The 16305-nt window shown below is 64.0% G+C and carries 12 protein-coding genes and 1 pseudogene; all 13 read right to left on the reverse strand.

Annotated elements, in window-relative coordinates; translation table 11 throughout:
* Positions 1 to 223: 223 nt before the first annotated feature.
* Complete coding sequence (locus A3CW_RS0126705) at positions 224 to 1216, reverse strand: GlxA family transcriptional regulator (RefSeq protein WP_051481743.1); 993 nt, start codon at positions 1214 to 1216, stop codon at positions 224 to 226.
* Positions 1217 to 1260: 44 nt separating this feature from the next.
* Entirely contained in the window at positions 1261 to 2157 is an 897-nt protein-coding gene (gene choW / locus A3CW_RS0126710; protein ID WP_028206284.1) for a choline ABC transporter permease subunit, read from the reverse strand.
* Positions 2150 to 3432: pseudogene (locus A3CW_RS0126715) on the reverse strand (quaternary amine ABC transporter ATP-binding protein); the annotation flags it as partial. The gene choW and the pseudogene A3CW_RS0126715, both read right to left, overlap by 8 nt.
* Positions 3433 to 3551: 119 nt before the next feature.
* Positions 3552 to 4412 (reverse strand): glycine betaine ABC transporter substrate-binding protein, encoded by an 861-nt coding sequence (locus tag A3CW_RS0126720; protein ID WP_028206286.1) that lies wholly within the window; start codon positions 4410 to 4412, stop codon positions 3552 to 3554.
* Between the two features lie 112 nt (positions 4413 to 4524).
* The gene (locus A3CW_RS0126725; RefSeq protein WP_028206287.1) at positions 4525 to 5670 is read right to left on the reverse strand and encodes a hybrid-cluster NAD(P)-dependent oxidoreductase; all 1146 of its coding nucleotides are present in this window, start codon (positions 5668 to 5670) and stop codon (positions 4525 to 4527) included.
* A gap of 35 nt (positions 5671 to 5705) precedes the next feature.
* A complete protein-coding gene (locus A3CW_RS0126730) occupies positions 5706 to 6947 on the reverse strand; it encodes an aromatic ring-hydroxylating oxygenase subunit alpha (RefSeq protein ID WP_028206288.1) in 1242 nt (413 codons plus the stop codon).
* 49 nt (positions 6948 to 6996) lie between these two features.
* Positions 6997 to 7806 (reverse strand): drug:proton antiporter, encoded by an 810-nt coding sequence (locus A3CW_RS0126735; RefSeq protein ID WP_028206289.1) that lies wholly within the window; start codon positions 7804 to 7806, stop codon positions 6997 to 6999.
* Complete coding sequence (locus A3CW_RS0126740; protein ID WP_028206290.1) at positions 7803 to 8972, reverse strand: electron transfer flavoprotein subunit alpha/FixB family protein; 1170 nt, start codon at positions 8970 to 8972, stop codon at positions 7803 to 7805. Before A3CW_RS0126740 ends, A3CW_RS0126735 begins: the two co-directional genes overlap by 4 nt.
* A gap of 4 nt (positions 8973 to 8976) precedes the next feature.
* On the reverse strand, positions 8977 to 10905 hold the full coding sequence (locus A3CW_RS0126745) for a (Fe-S)-binding protein (protein ID WP_028206291.1): 1929 nt from the start codon (positions 10903 to 10905) through the stop codon (positions 8977 to 8979).
* 3 nt (positions 10906 to 10908) lie between these two features.
* Entirely contained in the window at positions 10909 to 12972 is a 2064-nt protein-coding gene (locus A3CW_RS0126750) for an NADH:flavin oxidoreductase (protein WP_028206292.1), read from the reverse strand.
* 66 nt (positions 12973 to 13038) lie between these two features.
* Complete coding sequence (locus tag A3CW_RS0126755) at positions 13039 to 13572, reverse strand: DUF5943 domain-containing protein (protein WP_028206293.1); 534 nt, start codon at positions 13570 to 13572, stop codon at positions 13039 to 13041.
* 93 nt (positions 13573 to 13665) lie between these two features.
* Positions 13666 to 14637 carry a dipeptidase gene (locus A3CW_RS0126760; protein WP_028206294.1) on the reverse strand — a complete coding sequence of 324 codons (972 nt, stop codon included), beginning with the start codon at positions 14635 to 14637 and terminating at the stop codon, positions 13666 to 13668.
* Between the two features lie 50 nt (positions 14638 to 14687).
* On the reverse strand, positions 14688 to 15971 hold the full coding sequence (locus tag A3CW_RS0126765) for a serine hydroxymethyltransferase (RefSeq protein ID WP_028206295.1): 1284 nt from the start codon (positions 15969 to 15971) through the stop codon (positions 14688 to 14690).
* Positions 15972 to 16305: the final 334 nt, after the last annotated feature.

Genomic DNA, 16305 nt, shown 5'->3' on the forward strand with positions numbered 1-16305 from the left:
CATTCGGCAGCAAACAATCTGCCGCCAGTGCGATACGAAACTTCGATTTATTGAAAAGCCCCTTTGTGGGTGTCCAAAGAGGCTTGACCACTACAACCTACTTTTCTTTGCCGCTGGCAAAGAAAAGTAGGTGCCGCCCCGCACAGGGGCAACGCCTGCATACCGATGCGAAAACAAGAAAACCCAAAAAAACGGCCAAAAGCCATAACCAAAAACCAAACCCTCACTCCACCCCACGCCGCTCATGGCTAGGCGCGTGCCCAAACTGCACCCGATACGCCTTACTAAAATGGCAAGGTGAATTAAACCCACAAACAGCCGTCACACGAGAAATCGAAGTATCAGTGGTCCGCAACAGCTCCCGCGCCCGCTTCAGCCGCAACGTGAGGTAATAATGCGTCGGCGAAACGTTCAAATAAGCCTTGAACATCCGCTGCAAATGCCGCTGCGATAGCCGAACGAGCCGCGCGAGTTCCTCAAGCGACAGCGGCTCCTTGATATTCGCCTCCATCAACCGCACGACCTCCACCAGCTCCGCACGCGAAAATCCCACACGCGCATCCACGGGTATCGGCTGCAGATCGGTCGAGCCGCGAATCCGTTCGAGAATGAACTGTTCGGATACCTTGGCAGCAAGACTTTGCCCAAGGCGCGCGCCAACGAGTTCGAGCATCAAATCGAGCGGCGCGGTGCCGCCCGTGCAAGTAAGGCGGTCGCGATCGACCACAAACAGCTCGTCGGCGAAACGCACGCGCGGAAACTCTTCATGCAGGACCGTGAGATCCTCCCAATGCACGGCGCAGCGATAGCCATCCAGCAGCCCGCTCGCCATCAGCGCGTAAGCACCGGTGCAGATGCCGCCGAGCGGCACCCCTTGCTGCGCCACCATGCCGAGCGTCGCGCGCACGCCTTCGCTCATGATCTCGCGTATGCGTATGCCGCCGCACACGATCAGCACGTCGGGCAGACACGCCGGGTCGAGCGCCTGCGCGGGGCGCACCGTGATGCCGTTGCTTGCGCGGGCCGGTGCGCCGTCGAGCGAGTAGATCGACCAGCGGTAATGCTCCGCGCGCCCCACGTAGTTCGCCATGCGCAGAACCTCGACCGCACTGGAAAACGCGATCATCGAAAAGTTCTGCAACGTCAGGAAACCGAAATGTCTGAGAGACGATGCCGTGCGCGTCTCGGGCTCGGGCACGGCGATGTCGATCGTCACATTGCGCTCCTCGGGAACAGCGGTTGATCGTGTTATTTCAACGGCTACGCCTCTACGACTGCGGGACGCACGCGCATCAGATGCTTGAGTCCCGAGAACAGCGGCGCTTTCACGGCGCCCGGCGCCCGGCCAAAGCTTTCGGTGATGCGGTCGAGGATGATGGCGAGCAGCACGACGGAAAGTCCGCTTTCGAAGCCGAGGCCAATATCCAGCCGCTGAATGCTCGCGAGCACGTCGTTGCCGAGACCGCCCGCGCCCACCATCGAAGCGATGATGACCATGGAAAGCGCCATCATGATGGTCTGGTTCACGCCTTGCATGATGGACGGCAGCGCATTGGGAAATTGCACCTTGTACAGCAGCTGCCACGGCGTGCAGCCGAACGCCTGCCCTGCTTCGACGATCTCGCGGTTCACGTGCTTGATGCCGAGGCTCGTGAGGCGAACGGCGGGCGGCATGGCGAAGATCACGGTGGACAGGATGCCGGGCACGCGGCCGAGACCAAACAGCATCGCGGCAGGAATCAGATAGACGAAAGCCGGCATGGTCTGCATCAGGTCGAGTATGGGCCGCACGATGGTGTGCACGACCTTGCTTTTCGCCGTCCAGATGCCAAGCGGAATGCCGATCACGAGGCTGATCACCGTTGACGAGAGCGTGAGGCCGAGCGTCACGACGGTTTGATCCCAGAAGCCCGTAGCGTAGATCAGCAATAGCGAGCAGGTGGCGAAGATCGCGAAGCGCCAGCCCACGCGCCACAAACCGATTGCGATGAAGAGCGCCATGAGCGCCCACATCGGGATGGCCTGCAAGCCGTGTTCGACGAGGGCGGCGAAACTCTCGATTGCCTTGCCCACGGCGTCGAAGCTATTGGCGTCGTGGTCGAGCAGATAGTGAACCGACTGATCGACCCATTGGCCGACGGGAATGATCTCAGACATGGGCACCTCGATTACGCGTAATGACCTTCAGAACGGCCGCCTGATCGATGGAGCCGCAATAGCGGCCCTCGTCGTCGACCACGGGCAGCGCCGTCGTGTTCGCGCACACGCGCGAGACCACCTGCTCCAGCGGCGTGCCAAGCGTGATGCATTCGACTTTCTTCAGCGCTGGCTGCGCGGCGCCGATCGCATCGCGCGTGACGCAGCCGCTGATGCGGCGCTGCGCGTCCAGCACGAACGCGTAATCGGCGCTGCCGTTGAGCGACGAGGCCACGCTCTTCGCGTCGAGCGAGCGAATGAGCGGCACGGCTTCGCGCTGCATGAGGTCGCCTGCGGTGAGGTAGCGGCTCGTGTCCACGCCGTCGAAGAACGCGCGCACATAATCATCGGCAGGATTGCTGATGATTTCCTGTGGCGTGCCGATCTGCACGATGCGTCCGCCTTCCATGATCGCGATTCGGCTGCCAATGCGCAGCGCCTCTTCGAGGTCGTGCGAAACGAACATAATCGTGCGGCGCTGCTCCTTTTGCAGTTGCAGCAGCACGTTCTGCATTTCCTTGCGCTTGAGCGGATCGAGCGCGGAGAACGCTTCGTCCATGATCATGAGCGAAGGATTCACCGCGAGCGCGCGAGCGAGGCCCACGCGCTGCTGCATGCCGCCCGAAAGCTCGGCGGGCAGCTTCTGCGCAAACGGCGCGAGGCCGACCTGCTCCAGCACGGCCAGCGCGCGCCGCTCGCGCTCCTTGCGGCCCACGCCCGCCACTTCGAGGCCGAACGCGGCATTCGCAAGCACGCTGCGCTGCGGCATGAGCGCGAACGACTGGAACACCATGCTCATGTCGGTACGGCGCAGCGAGACCAGTTCCGAGCGCCGCACGGCCGCGATATCGCGCCCGTCGATGATGACCTTGCCGGCCGTCGGCTCCACGAGCCGGTTGATAAGCCGGCTCAGCGTGGACTTGCCCGAGCCGGACAGGCCCATCAGCACGAAAATCTCGCCCTCGTGCACCTCGAACGAGGCATTGTTCACGCCGAGCACATAGCCGGTCTTCGCGAACAGCTCGTCTTTCGTCGCGCCCTTCGCAAGCAGCTCACGCGCAAGCTTCGGGTTGGGCCCGAACACCTTGCATAATCCATCGACCACGATCTTGGGGGATTTCATCGACTCCGTCTCCTCGAACGGCAGGCGCCGGCCCGCACGGTATGTCTACATGGTTGCCAGAAAAAACCCTGTCGGGATGGCGAATTGCGACAGACGCTTACGCAAAAGCGACACGGCGCCGCTTCAGAAAAGTCATATGCTGCATATGCACAATCGCACTGCGCGCGGCCCGTGTTGGGCGCCGATCTGGCGGGGCCGCGGTGGGCCCCCTGCCGTTTTTAATTGCTTGCGATTACTGCGTGCCCGCCCAGGCGTTCACACGGTCGCCATGCGCGGCAATCCACGTGTCGGCAGCGGCGTCGGGCTTCTCGCCGTTCTGGATCGCGAGCATCACGCTATCGATCTCGCCCGGCTTCCACTGGAAGTTCTTCAGGAACGTCACCACCTGCGGAGCCTTCTTCTCGAGCTCGGGGTTGGCCACGTTGTCCACGTGCTCAGCCGCGCCGTAGACGTTCTTCGGATCGTCGAGGAAGCGCAGCTTGTACTTGGCGAACATCCAGTGCGGCGTCCAGCCCGTGACGATCACGGGTTTCTTCGACCCCACCGAGCGCGCCAGCTCGGCCGTCATCGCGCTGCCCGAACTCGGCATCACGCTGTAGCTGAGGTCGTATTGCTTGACGGCCTCGTCGGTCTTGCGCATCACGCCCGCGCCGGCGTCGATGCCGACGATGCGCCCGCCGAACGCCGACTTGTCCGCGTTGAGATCGCTGATGCTCTTCGCGCTCACGTAGTCGGGCACCACGAGGCCGATCTTCGCGCCCGTGAAGTTGGTGCCGAGGTCGACCACCTTGTCCTTGAATTGCGCCCAGTACGCGCCCTGCGTCACCGGCAGCCAGGCGGAAAGCGTCGCGTCGAGGTCGCCGCGGGCCACGCCCTGCCACATGATGCCCGCGGCCACGGGCACGAGTTGCACCGGATAGCCATAGCGTTTCTCGATGATGCGCGCGGCCACGTTGGACGTCGCGACGCTGTCGTCCCAGCCTTCGACATAACCGATCTTCAATGTCGGTTTGCCGTCGGCAAACGCCGGGGCGCTCAAGCTCACCATCGCCGATAACACACCGGTCCAAAAGAGTTTTGCAGCCTGCTTCATGGTCGATCTCCTGTGATATGGGCAAGCGCCCCGTGCCTATGCAGATTCGCCCGCCACAATCTGCCGCTAACGTCGATTTACGACGTGTTCTTGTCGTTGCGCGACGCGCGCGCTATTTGTCGACGACGAGGTCGGACAGCGGCTTCGAGCAGCACAGCAGCGCCATGCCCTGATCGATCTCGCGCTGGCGTATACCGCCGCTGTGTTTCATCTCCACCTGCCCGGAAACGAGCTTGACCTTGCAGGTTCCGCACATGCCCTGGCTGCACGAAGAAGCGAGGCGCACGCCGGCCTGGCGCGCGGCATCGAGCACGGTCTGTTGTGCACCGCATTGAATCTCGCGGCGGCTCTTCGCAAAGGTGATCTTAAAGCTGGCGGTTTCGACCGACGAATCCGCCGGGGGCTGTTCCACCGGCGCCTCGGCGTCCGCCGTAAGCGTTTCGAATGAAAAACTCTCTTCGTGGTAGCGTTCGCGCGCGAAGCCCGCTTCGTCGAGCAGATCGCGCACGGCTTTCATATAGGGCGCGGGCCCGCAGGTGAAGATTTCGCGCTCCATGAAGTCCGGGGCAATCAACTTCAGGAGCGGCAGCGAGAGAAAGCCCGTTACGCCGGACCAATCGGTCCGCGCGCCCACCCTTTCACAGACGAACGACGTGCGGAAATTCGCGCGGCTCGAAGCGATCAGTTCCAGCTCGCGCGCGAAGATGATGTCGTCGGGCGTGCGGGCGCTGTGCACGAAAACAATATCGCGGTCCTCCGCGAGATCGTGGTGCGCGCGGCTCATCGACATCAGCGGCGTGACGCCGGAGCCAGCGGAAAGAAACAGATACTTCGGCGCGGGGTGACGCGCGCAGGTGAATTCGCCGGCCGGCCCGAGCACGCGCAGCGATACGCCCGGGCGCAGGTTGTCGTGCAGCCAGTTCGACACCTTGCCCCCCGGCACGCGCTTGACCGTAATGGAAAGGGTATGCGGCCGTGCGGGCGACGACGAAATCGTATAGCACCGGTTGATGGCCTCTCCGTCGATCTCGAGTTCGAGCGTGAGGAACTGCCCCGGCTCGAACGAGAACGTGCGGCCCTGCGGCGAGCGCAGGAAAAAGCTCTTCACGTCGTGCGTTTCCTGCCATACGTGGCAGCACACGAGGGTTTCCTCGACCTCGCTCGTCCACCGCTCGGGCAGCGCGCCCCAGAACGCCGGGCGCGTCACCCGGCTGTCGCTGGCGTCGAGTGGATTGAATTGGGCCGCGTCTCGCATCATGTCAAACTCCGCTCTCATTGCTTTACGCGTGTGCGTTATGCGCCAATCTGCCGGGCGAGGCGGCCGATATACCAGGCCGAGAACTTTTCCACGAGTCCTTCCGTGTACGGCGAATACGGACCCGGTTCATACGCGCTGCTCGCCGCGCCGCGCTGCGAATACTCCACGAGCGTGCGGTCCTGGTTGTTGGTCGCGTTCCACACGGCGGTGAGGTTCTCCACGTCGTAATCGATGCCTTCGCGCGCGTCCTTGTGAACGAGCCAGCGCGTGCGCACGAGCGTTTCGCCGGCGGAAAGCGGAATCACGGAAAACGACACGATGTGATCGCTCATGAAGTGATGCCACGAATTCGGCTGCGTCCAGAACGAGAGGCCGCCGAGATCGGCCGTGTGAAACTCGCCGAGCAGCTTCTTCGAGGCGACCTTCGCGTCCAGCGTTTGCGACTCGCCGCCGCGGTCGAGCGGCAGGCGCTGCGTGCGAAAACCCGTAACGTCCAGCAGTTTTTCGATTTCGACCGACGGCAGGTCCATCGCTTCCCACTGCTTCGCGCGCTCGTTGCAGGTGCGCTCGAACGCGTCCATGCCTTCCGCGTTGGCGTCCGTGCGCGCGTAGCCAAAGCCGTATTCGTAGAGCGAAATCGTCAGCTCAGGATGATTCGCCACGCAGTGATAGCACTCGCGATTGTTTTCCATCACGAGCTTCCAGTTGCCCTTCTCGATGATGTCGACCTGGGCGGCGACCTTGCAGCCCGCCAGGTCGTGCGGCAGCAAGTACGGCTCCATCTCGGCGCGCATGAGCGCGAAGTCGGCAGGCGGTTCTTCGGCGAGACACACGAAGATCAGGCCCGCGAGATTTTCCACATGCACGTTCTTGAGACTGTGCTTGCAGCGGTCAAACTGCTCGCCCATGTGCTCGGCGAACATCAGCGCGCCGGTCAGGTTGTAGGTCCAGCTGTGATACGGGCAAACGATATTGCCCACCGATCCCTTCTCTTCGTTGCACAGGCGCGCGCCGCGGTGGCGGCAGACGTTGTGGAACGCGCGCACCTGCATGTCGTCGTCGCGCACGATCAGGATCGAGTCGCCCGCCAGATTGACGGTCACGTAGTCGCCCGGCTCGGGAATTTCCGCTTCCGTGGCGACCTCGATCCAGTGTTGCCGGAAAATCGTCTCCATATCGAGCGCGAAAATCTCCTCGCTCAGGTAGAAAGGCGCCTCAAGGCTGTAACCCGCTTGGCGGCGCTCGATCAGCGCGCGAATCTCTGCCGTTACTTTCATGTGTGCTCCGGATTTTTCATCCCAGTTCGTTGCCGACAGGCCAGCAAAATCAGTAATCGATGAGTTGATGCTCCCGCAAATACGCGAGGATCACTTGTGCTTTTTCGACCGAACTCCCTTCAATTACGACGTTGCCGCCCCGGCTTTCCGTCGTGGTCGCCGAAAGCATGCGCGCGTGGCCTGAGCGCTTCTCCGCAGCGGCGAGCCGCACGGGTTTACGCTCGATCGGGCCGACCGTCCATGCGGCCGCTTCGGTGGATTCGGCGGCGCTCACGCGTGTTGCGCTCGCGGGCCGCACCGCGCCCGCGCGCAGCCGCGCATAGGCGTAACGGGGCTGGGCGTTCGCGAGCGGATGCATGGCGATCACCGCGGGCAGCGCCGTCTGCACGCGACGGCGCAGACCCTTGGGCAGAAACTGACGCACCACGGCGCGCGTGGCGCCGTCCAGGTCGATATCCACCGCGCCGCCCACGATCGGCACGCCCAGCGCAGCCGCCACACGGTACGGCAGCATGCCGCTGTCGTGCGCGCCCTCGGCGCGCGTGCCGGTCAGCACGAGGTCGTAGCCCCGCACGCGCTCGGCGAGCACGCGTGCGGCGTCGCTGGATGGCGCGCAGCCCAGCACCTCCACTTCGTGCGCGCCTAGTGCGAGGTATTCGGCGAGCGCGGGATCGGCGGCGTCGCCTGCGTGCAGCACGTCGAGACGCGCGTGATGCCGCTCGGCCAGCGTGCGCGCGAGGTCGAGCGCTAGCGCGTCGTTGCGGCTATAACGCGGCGCGCCGCTCACGGGGTGGCGCCCCACCGAAACGAGCACCGCAATGCGCTCGATGCCACCTTGAGGATCATGGCGTGCGTTCATGCGGCGACTCCTGCAGAATGCGTTTCGTCACGGGCGGCGCTCGCCCCGCCACGCTTTGCGCGTGCGGCTTGCACCTGCTCGATCAGTGCGGCGATCGTGCCTTGCGCGTCGCCGACCACGGTTAAATTGGCGCGCTTCGCAATCGGCGCGCTGCCGTCGAGATTCACGGCAATCACATGGCGGCAGTCCTTGATGCCCTGCAAGTGCTGCACGGCGCCCGAAATGCCGAACGCGATATACACGCTCGCCTCGACCGTCTTGCCCGTTGCACCCACCTGCTTGTCACGCGTGAAGTGACCGTTGTCCACCGCCACGCGGCTCGCGCCGATTGCCGCGCCGAATGCGCCTGCGAGCCGTCCGAACGCGGCAATGTCCGTTACACCGTTGCCCGCCGAGACGATGAAATCGGCTTCTTCGAGCGCGACCTGGGCGGCGTCGATGGATTCGAGGCCGAGGTCCTTGTATGGCGACGCGAGGTCGGTAGCCGGCCGGATGAAATCGCCCGCGAGGCGTTCGCCCGCGCCGACGAAAGGCAGCTTCGCCTCGACAGCGCCCGGCGCGAGCAGGATCACGTCGGGCAGCGAGCGCGCGGCCCACGCGCGCTTCGCCTGTTCATACACGCCCACATGCTTCGCATCGATCTCGACTACATGGGTCGCCACGCTCGCACCAGCGGCGGCCGCATAGCGGCGGCCGAGGTCACCGTCGCCGCTGGCGTTGTCGGGCAGGAACACGTGCTTCGGCGCGAGCGCCGCCGCGCAGGCCTGCAGCGCGCGCAAACCGATCTCCGGCGCGAACGTGCGACGCTCGAATCCCGGCAGTTCGATCAGCTTGTCCACGCCGAGCGCCCCGGCATCGTCCTTCAGCTCACCGAACACGAGCAGCGCGACTTCGGTTTGCGCATCGGCCAGCAGCGCGGCGGCGGCAATGGCCTGGCACGCGTGATCGTCGAGTGCGCCGCGTTCCGCGTGTGCGACTACGAGCAGATGATGATTCGGATGGCTAACCACGCGGCGTGGCTTCGCTGCGCCTTCGTGCGCATGCTGCGTGAGCCATTGCGCATCGCTCGCGTCCGCGCTGCCGGCTTCGCCCAGCGTGATGCGCTTGAGGCCCGCCGCCGTGACGACGAAAGGGCGGCGCGGATCGATTCGTTTGAGGGTATTCATCGATTCACTCCAGCGAGGCGGCCACGAGTTCGGCCACGTCGAGCACGTCGGGGCGCGGGCCCACTACGCCTTCGAGCATCGCCGTGCACTGCGGGCAGGCCACGGCGACCACGTCGGCATTGACTGCGCGCGCATCGGCGATGCGGATGTCGGGAATGCGCTGCTTGCCGGGGATATCGGTGAGCGGCGCGCCGCCGCCACCGCCGCAGCAGCGTGCGCGCATACCGTGGCGATCCATCTCCACGACCTTGATGCCGATGGTCTTGAGCAGCTTGCGCGGTGCTTCGGTCTCGCCGTTGTAGCGGCCCAGATAGCAGGGATCGTGATACGTCGTGCGCTTTTCCGCGAGCGCCTGCACGGCCTTGGGCGCGATGCGTCCGGTCTCGGCGAGTTCCGCGAGGTAGGTCGTGTGATGGAGCACTTCGTAACGCCCGCCAAGCGCGCGGTACTCGTTGCGCAGGCTGTGCATGACGTGCGGATCGGCGGTGACGATGCGCGCGAAGTTCAGCGTGGCGAGCGTCGTCATCATCTGCCTCGCCATGTGCTGGAACGTCGCTTCGTCGCCGAGGCGGCGCGCCACGTCGCCCGTGTCGGTTTCTTGCGCGCCGAGCACCGCGTAGTTCACGCCCGCCTTGTTGAGTACCTTCACGAGCGCGCGCAGCGTGCGCTGATAGCGCATGTCGAACGCGCCCTCGCCCGCCACCACGAGTATGTCCACGCGCTTGCCCGGTTGCGCCACGGGCGCGTCGAGATCGACCGACCAGTCGTAGCGCGCCGCCTTGTCGTAGCCGCCCGCCGTGCCTGTTTCGCGCAGGTTTGCCAGCACTTCCGGGCCTTTGCCCGGCACCTCGCCGTGCACCAGCGTCTGGTTGCGGCGCATATCGACGATGGCATCCACGTGCTCGATCAGCATCGGGCACTCTTGCACGCAGGCGCGGCAGGTCGTGCAGGACCACAGCGTTTGCGCTTCGATCAGGCTTGACACGATCGGGCCGTTCGGCGCGCCGCCATGCTGGCCGACCTTGATGCCGGGCGTGGGGCTGCCCGCATAGGCCGCATCGGTGCCGCCCGCCATGCCGACCACGAGATCCTGAATCAGCTTCTTGGGGTTGAGCGGCTGGCCCGAGGCAAACGCGGGGCACGCGGCCTCGCATTTGCCACACTGCACGCAGGCGTCGAAGCTCAGCAACTGGTTCCAGCGAAACTCAACGGGTTTCGCCACGCCATATTCCTGCTTCTCTTCGATGTCGGGGAGCTTCAGCGCCGTGGGGGGCGTAGCCGTGCCGTTGCCGGTCCAGCCCTCGCGCGTGGCCGCAAAGCGCTCCTGGCGCGGATGGAACGCGAGGTGCAACAGCCCCGCCACGGCATGCTTCATCGGGCCGCCGCGCGCCGCGCCGAACGTCATTGCGAACGCGCCCACGGCGATCAGCACCGCGCAAAGCACCGCGAAGCCGCCCGACATGGCGCCCGCCGGTACGACCGTGAAGAGCGCCACGCCCAGCGCGAACGATCCGAGCAGCCACGGCAGCGTATTCCATGGCCCGCGCGAGAGACGCGCCGGCACCGCTTTCGCATGACGGCGGCGCCACACGAACACCACGCCGATCAGCATGGCGAGCGCCGCGAGAAAGATCAGCTTGTCGAGCCACGGCGAATAGATCGCGAAACCGTAGTTGACGAACACGAGCGCGAGCGCCGCAATGGCGCCGCCCGCGGTGGCGACGTGTGTCTTCGCGATGTACGGGTCGCGCGCCACAACGTGGTGCAGATCGACGAAATAACGCTTTGGGATACTGAACAGCTTGCCGACACCGACGGAGCCGGGCGCGGCGGCGCGCCCCACCCGCCAGAAGGCGGCCCGCTTCGCGACCGCGAACGCGAGCCCCGCCATCGACACCCACAGCAGCGCGGTAATGAGCCAGGTCGGATTCATGGTTCAGAAGTCCTTGGCGAGCCGCAGCGCGTCGTAAATCGCGCCGTGAATGTTGTGCAAGGAGATGCAGTCGCCCACGCGGAAGAGCAGGAAGCGGCCATTGCCGAGTTCTTCGGCAAGGCACGGCTGCGCCTCGGCTGCGAAGAGCTTGTGCACGTCCACCTGCCCGCGATTGACCGATTCGGGCTTGAGCGCCCAGTACAAGGCGTCGTTCGGCGTGCTGCCGTTTTCGATCACTACCTGATCGACGGCGCGCTCTTCCTGTTCCTCCGTGTACTCGTTGCGCAGTACGGCGATCTTCTTGCCGTCTTCTTCGTACACACGGTCGAGCCAGTAATTCGGCGTATGAATCACCCCTTGCGCATAGAGGCGGCGATAGAAGATCGGGAACGTGGTGCCGCCCACGTCGTCGGCAACCTTCACGTCGGGCGTCACGATCTCGACATTCGAGCCACGGCTCGAAATGAAATCGGCAACGCCGGCGCCCGCATGCGTGCTCACGCCGTCGTAGACGAGCACGTTCTGCTTCGGCTCGACCTTGCCGCTCAGGATGTCCCACGCGCTCACGGCGAGCCCCTCTTCCACGCCCCAGGCCGGAACCTGCTGAGTGAAGCTCGACCCGCCCGTGGCGAGCACGATGATGTCGGGCTTTTCCGCGAGAATGGTCTTCTCGTCGGCCGTTACGCCGAGGCGGCGATCCACGCCGAGACGCTTCGTCTCCATGTCGAACCAGCGCACGATGCCCGCCATCTGCTCGCGCTGCGGCGCTTTCGCAGCGAGCAGAATCTGGCCGCCCACGGCGTCGTTCTTCTCGAACAGCACGACGTCATGGCCGCGCAGCCGCGCCACGCGTGCAGCCTCGAGGCCCGCTGGGCCCGCGCCGACCACCACGACCTTGCGCTTCGGGCCGCGCGATTTTTCGATCACGTGCGGCATAGTCGCTTCGCGCGACGTTGCGGCGTTCTGCACGCATAGCACGTCGAGCCCGTTGTACTGGCGGTCGATACAATAGTTCGCACCCACGCACTGCTTGATCTCGTCCTCGCGGCCATCGCGAATCTTGATGACCATGTGCGGGTCGGCGATCTGCGCGCGCGTCATGCCCACGAGATCGACCATGCCGCTCGCGAGCAGACGCTCGGCCTGGCCCGCGTCGCGAATGCTCTGCGCGTGCATGACCGGCAGCTTGACCACCGACTTGATCCCTGCCGCGAGATGCACGAACGGCTCCGGCGGCAGCGCCATGGGCGGCATGCAGTTGGCGAGCGTGTTGTGCGTATCCGCGCCGGAGCCGATCACGCCGAGATAATCGATGAGCCCCGTTTCCGACATCGCCTGCGCGATTTCCTTGAGCTGCTCGTGATCGAGGCCGTCTTCGTGGAATTCGTCGCCGCACATGCGCAGGCCGACGCAAAAGTCCTTGCCCACCGCTTCGCGCACGGCCTTGAGCACTTCCACACCAAAACGCAGACGGTTTTCGAGCGAACCGCCCCATTCGTCGGTGCGAAAGTTCGTGCGCGGGCTCCAGAACTGGTCGATCAGATGCTGGTGCGCGGCGGAGATTTCGATGCCGTCCATGCCGGCGTCCTTCACGCGCTTTGCAGCCGCCGCAAAGTCGCCGATGATGCGGCGAATTTCTTCCACCTCGATGATCTTCGCGTTGCCGCGGTGCACGGGCTCCCGTACGCCAGAAGGCGACATCAAATGCGGCCAGTGCTCGCCGTGAAAGGCGGAGCGGCGGCCCATGTGGGTGGCCTGGATCATGATCTTCGCGCCGTGGCGGTGCATGGCCTCGGCCAGACGCGCGAGCGGATCGATGATCTTGTCGGTGGCGAGATTCACCGACTTCCACCAGCCCTGCGGACTGTCGATCGACACCGGGCTCGACCCGCCGCATACGGCCAGGCCCACGCCGCCCTTGGCCTTTTCCTCGTAATAGCGGATATAGCGGTCGCCCGGCAAGCCGCCCGGCTCCGCGTAGACCTCGGCGTGGGCCGTGCTGACGATGCGGTTGCGCAGCGTGAGCTGATTGAGCGTCAAGGGTTTGAACAGATTGGGGTAGCGCATCGCAGACGACCTCTGGTGTTCGTGTCTTTCGGTGTGACCTGTATTGCGGGGGGGCGGCGCGGCCGTTCAGGCGGCGATCGGCGAGACTTCGAATACGCAGTGCGCGTGGCCTTCGGCGGCGCATTGCACTTCTTTCGATTGCGAACGCGGCGCGTTTTTTCCGCCTACCGTGGTGTCGTTCACCCAGTCCATCGCGCCCGCGAACCAGCCCGCGAACATGTAGCAAAGCTTGCCTTGCTTGCCCGGTTGCGCCAGCACGAACGACGAATGACGCAATTCGATCTTCGCGCGCGCGGCGGCCGGGTCGGCCTCGCGTATCGTGAAGAGGCCCCAGCCGCGCTGCGAAAGACGCTTCAGGTAATGTTCGAACACGGCCATGCCGGCAATGCCGTGCTTTTCGGCTTCCTTCGCGCACCAGTGATACGCCGACTTGTAGCCGGCCTTGTAGAGAATCTCGGCGTACACATCACGGCCCAACGCCTCTTCCACGGCGGTGTGATTGTTGGTGAAGAAGTGACGCGGCACGTACAGCATCGGCAGCGCGTCCGTGGTCCAGACGCCGGTGGCGGGGTCGACATCGATCGGCAGTTGCGGTTGCATTTCGTGGGGCTCCAATGACTCAGTGAGCAATTTTATTCAGGGTTTCTAATTACTAGAGGTGGCCTTTCCACACTGCATGGTCAGGCCTGGCGGTCAACTGCCCCAGACTTCGCCGAACACGCGCATCCAGTTCTCGCCCATGACCTTCCTGATGCGCGTCTCGCTCCAGCCGGCTTTTTGCATGGCGGCGGTGAGATTCGGAAATTCGCCGATCGTGCGGATGCCTTCCGGGTTCACGACCTTGCCGAAATTCGTGAGGCTGCGGTAACGGCCCTTGTCGTGCGTGATCCAGTCGAAGAACTCGGTGCTGTAGCCTTGCGTGAAATCCGTGCCAATACCCACGCGGTCCTCGCCGATCAGATCGACGACGTATTCGATCGCTTCGAGATAGTCCTCGACGGTCGAATCCGGGCCTTTCTTGAGGAACGGCGCGAACATGGTCACGCCCACGAAGCCGTTCGCATCGGCAATCTCCTTCAACTGCTCGTCCGTCTTGTTGCGCGGGTGCTCCTTGAGACCCGACGGACAGCAGTGCGAATACGTCACCGGCTTCTTCGAGCAGGCAATCGCATCCGATGAAGTCTTTCCGCCCACGTGCGAAAGATCGACCAGAATGCCCACGCGGTTCATTTCCTGGATCACTTCGCGCCCGTAGCCGGAGAGGCCGCCGTCCGGCTCATAGCAGCCCGTGCCCACGAGGTTCTGCGTGTTGTAGCAAAGCTGCACGACATTCACGCCGAGTTCCTTGAACACCTCGATATAGCCGAGGTTGTCCTCGAACGCATACGAGTTCTGGAAGCCGAAGATAATGCCTGTCTTGTTCTCTTTCTTCGCCCGCAGAATGTCGTCGGTCGTGCGCACGAGCGTGAGGATCTCGCTGTACTCGCGAATCTGCTGCTTCATCTGCGCAATGTTGTCCACGGTCTTCTGGAAGTCTTCCCACACAGAAACCGTGCAGTTGACGGCGGTGACGCCGCCCTTGCGCATGTCTTCGAACACCGAGCGCTCGAACTTCGAAATGTTCAGGCCGTCGATGATGATGCTGTTGTCATGCAGAGTGCTCATTAGCCGCTCCGAAACGCTCGAATGAAATTGAAAGGCGGTGGTGTGAAGAATCAGGCTTGCGTGTAGATCGGGAAGCGCTCGCACAGCGCGAAGATCTCGCGGCGCACGCGCTGCTCGGTGGCGGCGTCGCCTTCCGGATGCGCGCGCAGCGCGTCGAACACTTCGAGAATCAGTCGGCCGATCGCGCGGAATTCGTCCACGCCGAAGCCGCGCGTCGTGCCCGCGGGCGTGCCGAGGCGAATGCCCGAGGTGACCGTGGGCTTTTCGGCGTCGAACGGAATGCCGTTCTTGTTGCAGGTAATGCCGGCGCGCTCCAGCGCCTGCTCGACCTGATTGCCCTTCAGGCCCTTGGGCCGCAGATCGACGAGCAGCAGATGGTTATCGGTGCCGCCCGTCACGAGGTCCACGCCGCCCGCCTTGAGCACCTCGCCCAGCGCCTTCGCATTGGCGAGCACGCTGTCGATATAGGTCTTGAAGCCGGCTTCGAGCGCTTCGCCGAACGCGACCGCCTTGCCCGCGATCACGTGCATGAGCGGGCCGCCCTGCAGGCCGGGGAACACGGCCGAGTTGATCTTCTTGGCGATCTCCTCGTCGTTGGTCAGCACGAAGCCGCCACGCGGGCCGCGCAGCGTCTTGTGCGTGGTGGAGGTGACGACGTGCGCGTGCTCGACGGGGTTCTGATGGCGTCCCGCCGCGATGATGCCCGCGATATGCGCCATATCCACCATCAGCTTCGCGCCGACCGAGTCGGCGATGGCGCGAAAGCGCGCGAAGTCGAGGGCGCGCGGATACGCGGAAAAGCCCGCGATGATGAGGCCAGGCTTGTGCTGCTGCGCGAGTTCTTCGACCTGGTCGTAATCAATCAGCATGGTTTCGCGGTTCACGCCGTACTGCACGGCGTTGAACCACTTGCCGGAAAGCGCCGGCTTTGCGCCGTGCGTGAGGTGGCCACCCGCGTCGAGCGACATGCCGAGCACCGTGTCGCCCGGCTTGGCGAGCGCGAGCATGACCGAGCCGTTGGCCTGGGCGCCCGAATGCGGCTGCACGTTGGCGAAACCGGCGTTGAACAGTTGCTTGATGCGGCTGATGGCAAGCGCTTCCACCTCGTCGGCGAACTCGCAGCCGCCGTAATAACGCTTGCCCGGATAACCTTCCGCGTACTTGTTGGTCAGCACCGAGCCCTGGGCTTCGAGCACGGCGCGCGACACGATGTTTTCCGACGCGATCATTTCGACCTGCGACTGCTGCCGCTCGAGTTCTTTCAGGATGCTGCTGCGAACCGCCGAATCGCGCTGCGCCAGCGTTTGCGAAAAGAAAGGTTGAGTGTTCGACATAGGGCTTCCGTGACGATGAATGAAGGACTTCCTGCAATGCTGGAGGCCCCGACGCGACTGGCTTGACAGCGGCTTTGAACCCGCTTGACCGGCTGGGGACCGACGGTTCTATTCTTGTCGTTCGAATTGGCGCTCAACGTCGAAATTCAGACGCGTTCTTTTCCTTTTCCGCCATCCGCGTCCATTTTTCACAAGTGGCCTTCGCCTCACGCCCGCCAGCGGTGCGCCTTGCCCCATGTTTTCCAATCCAAATTATTTATCGCGCATCGCAGTGCACCAATCCCGCACCCTCGTCCTATTTCCCTCTTCCGGCTTTTTTGTCCAGATGACTCAG

Source organism: Paraburkholderia nodosa DSM 21604 (genome assembly GCF_000519185.1).
In the GTDB taxonomy this organism is placed as follows: domain Bacteria; phylum Pseudomonadota; class Gammaproteobacteria; order Burkholderiales; family Burkholderiaceae; genus Paraburkholderia; species Paraburkholderia nodosa.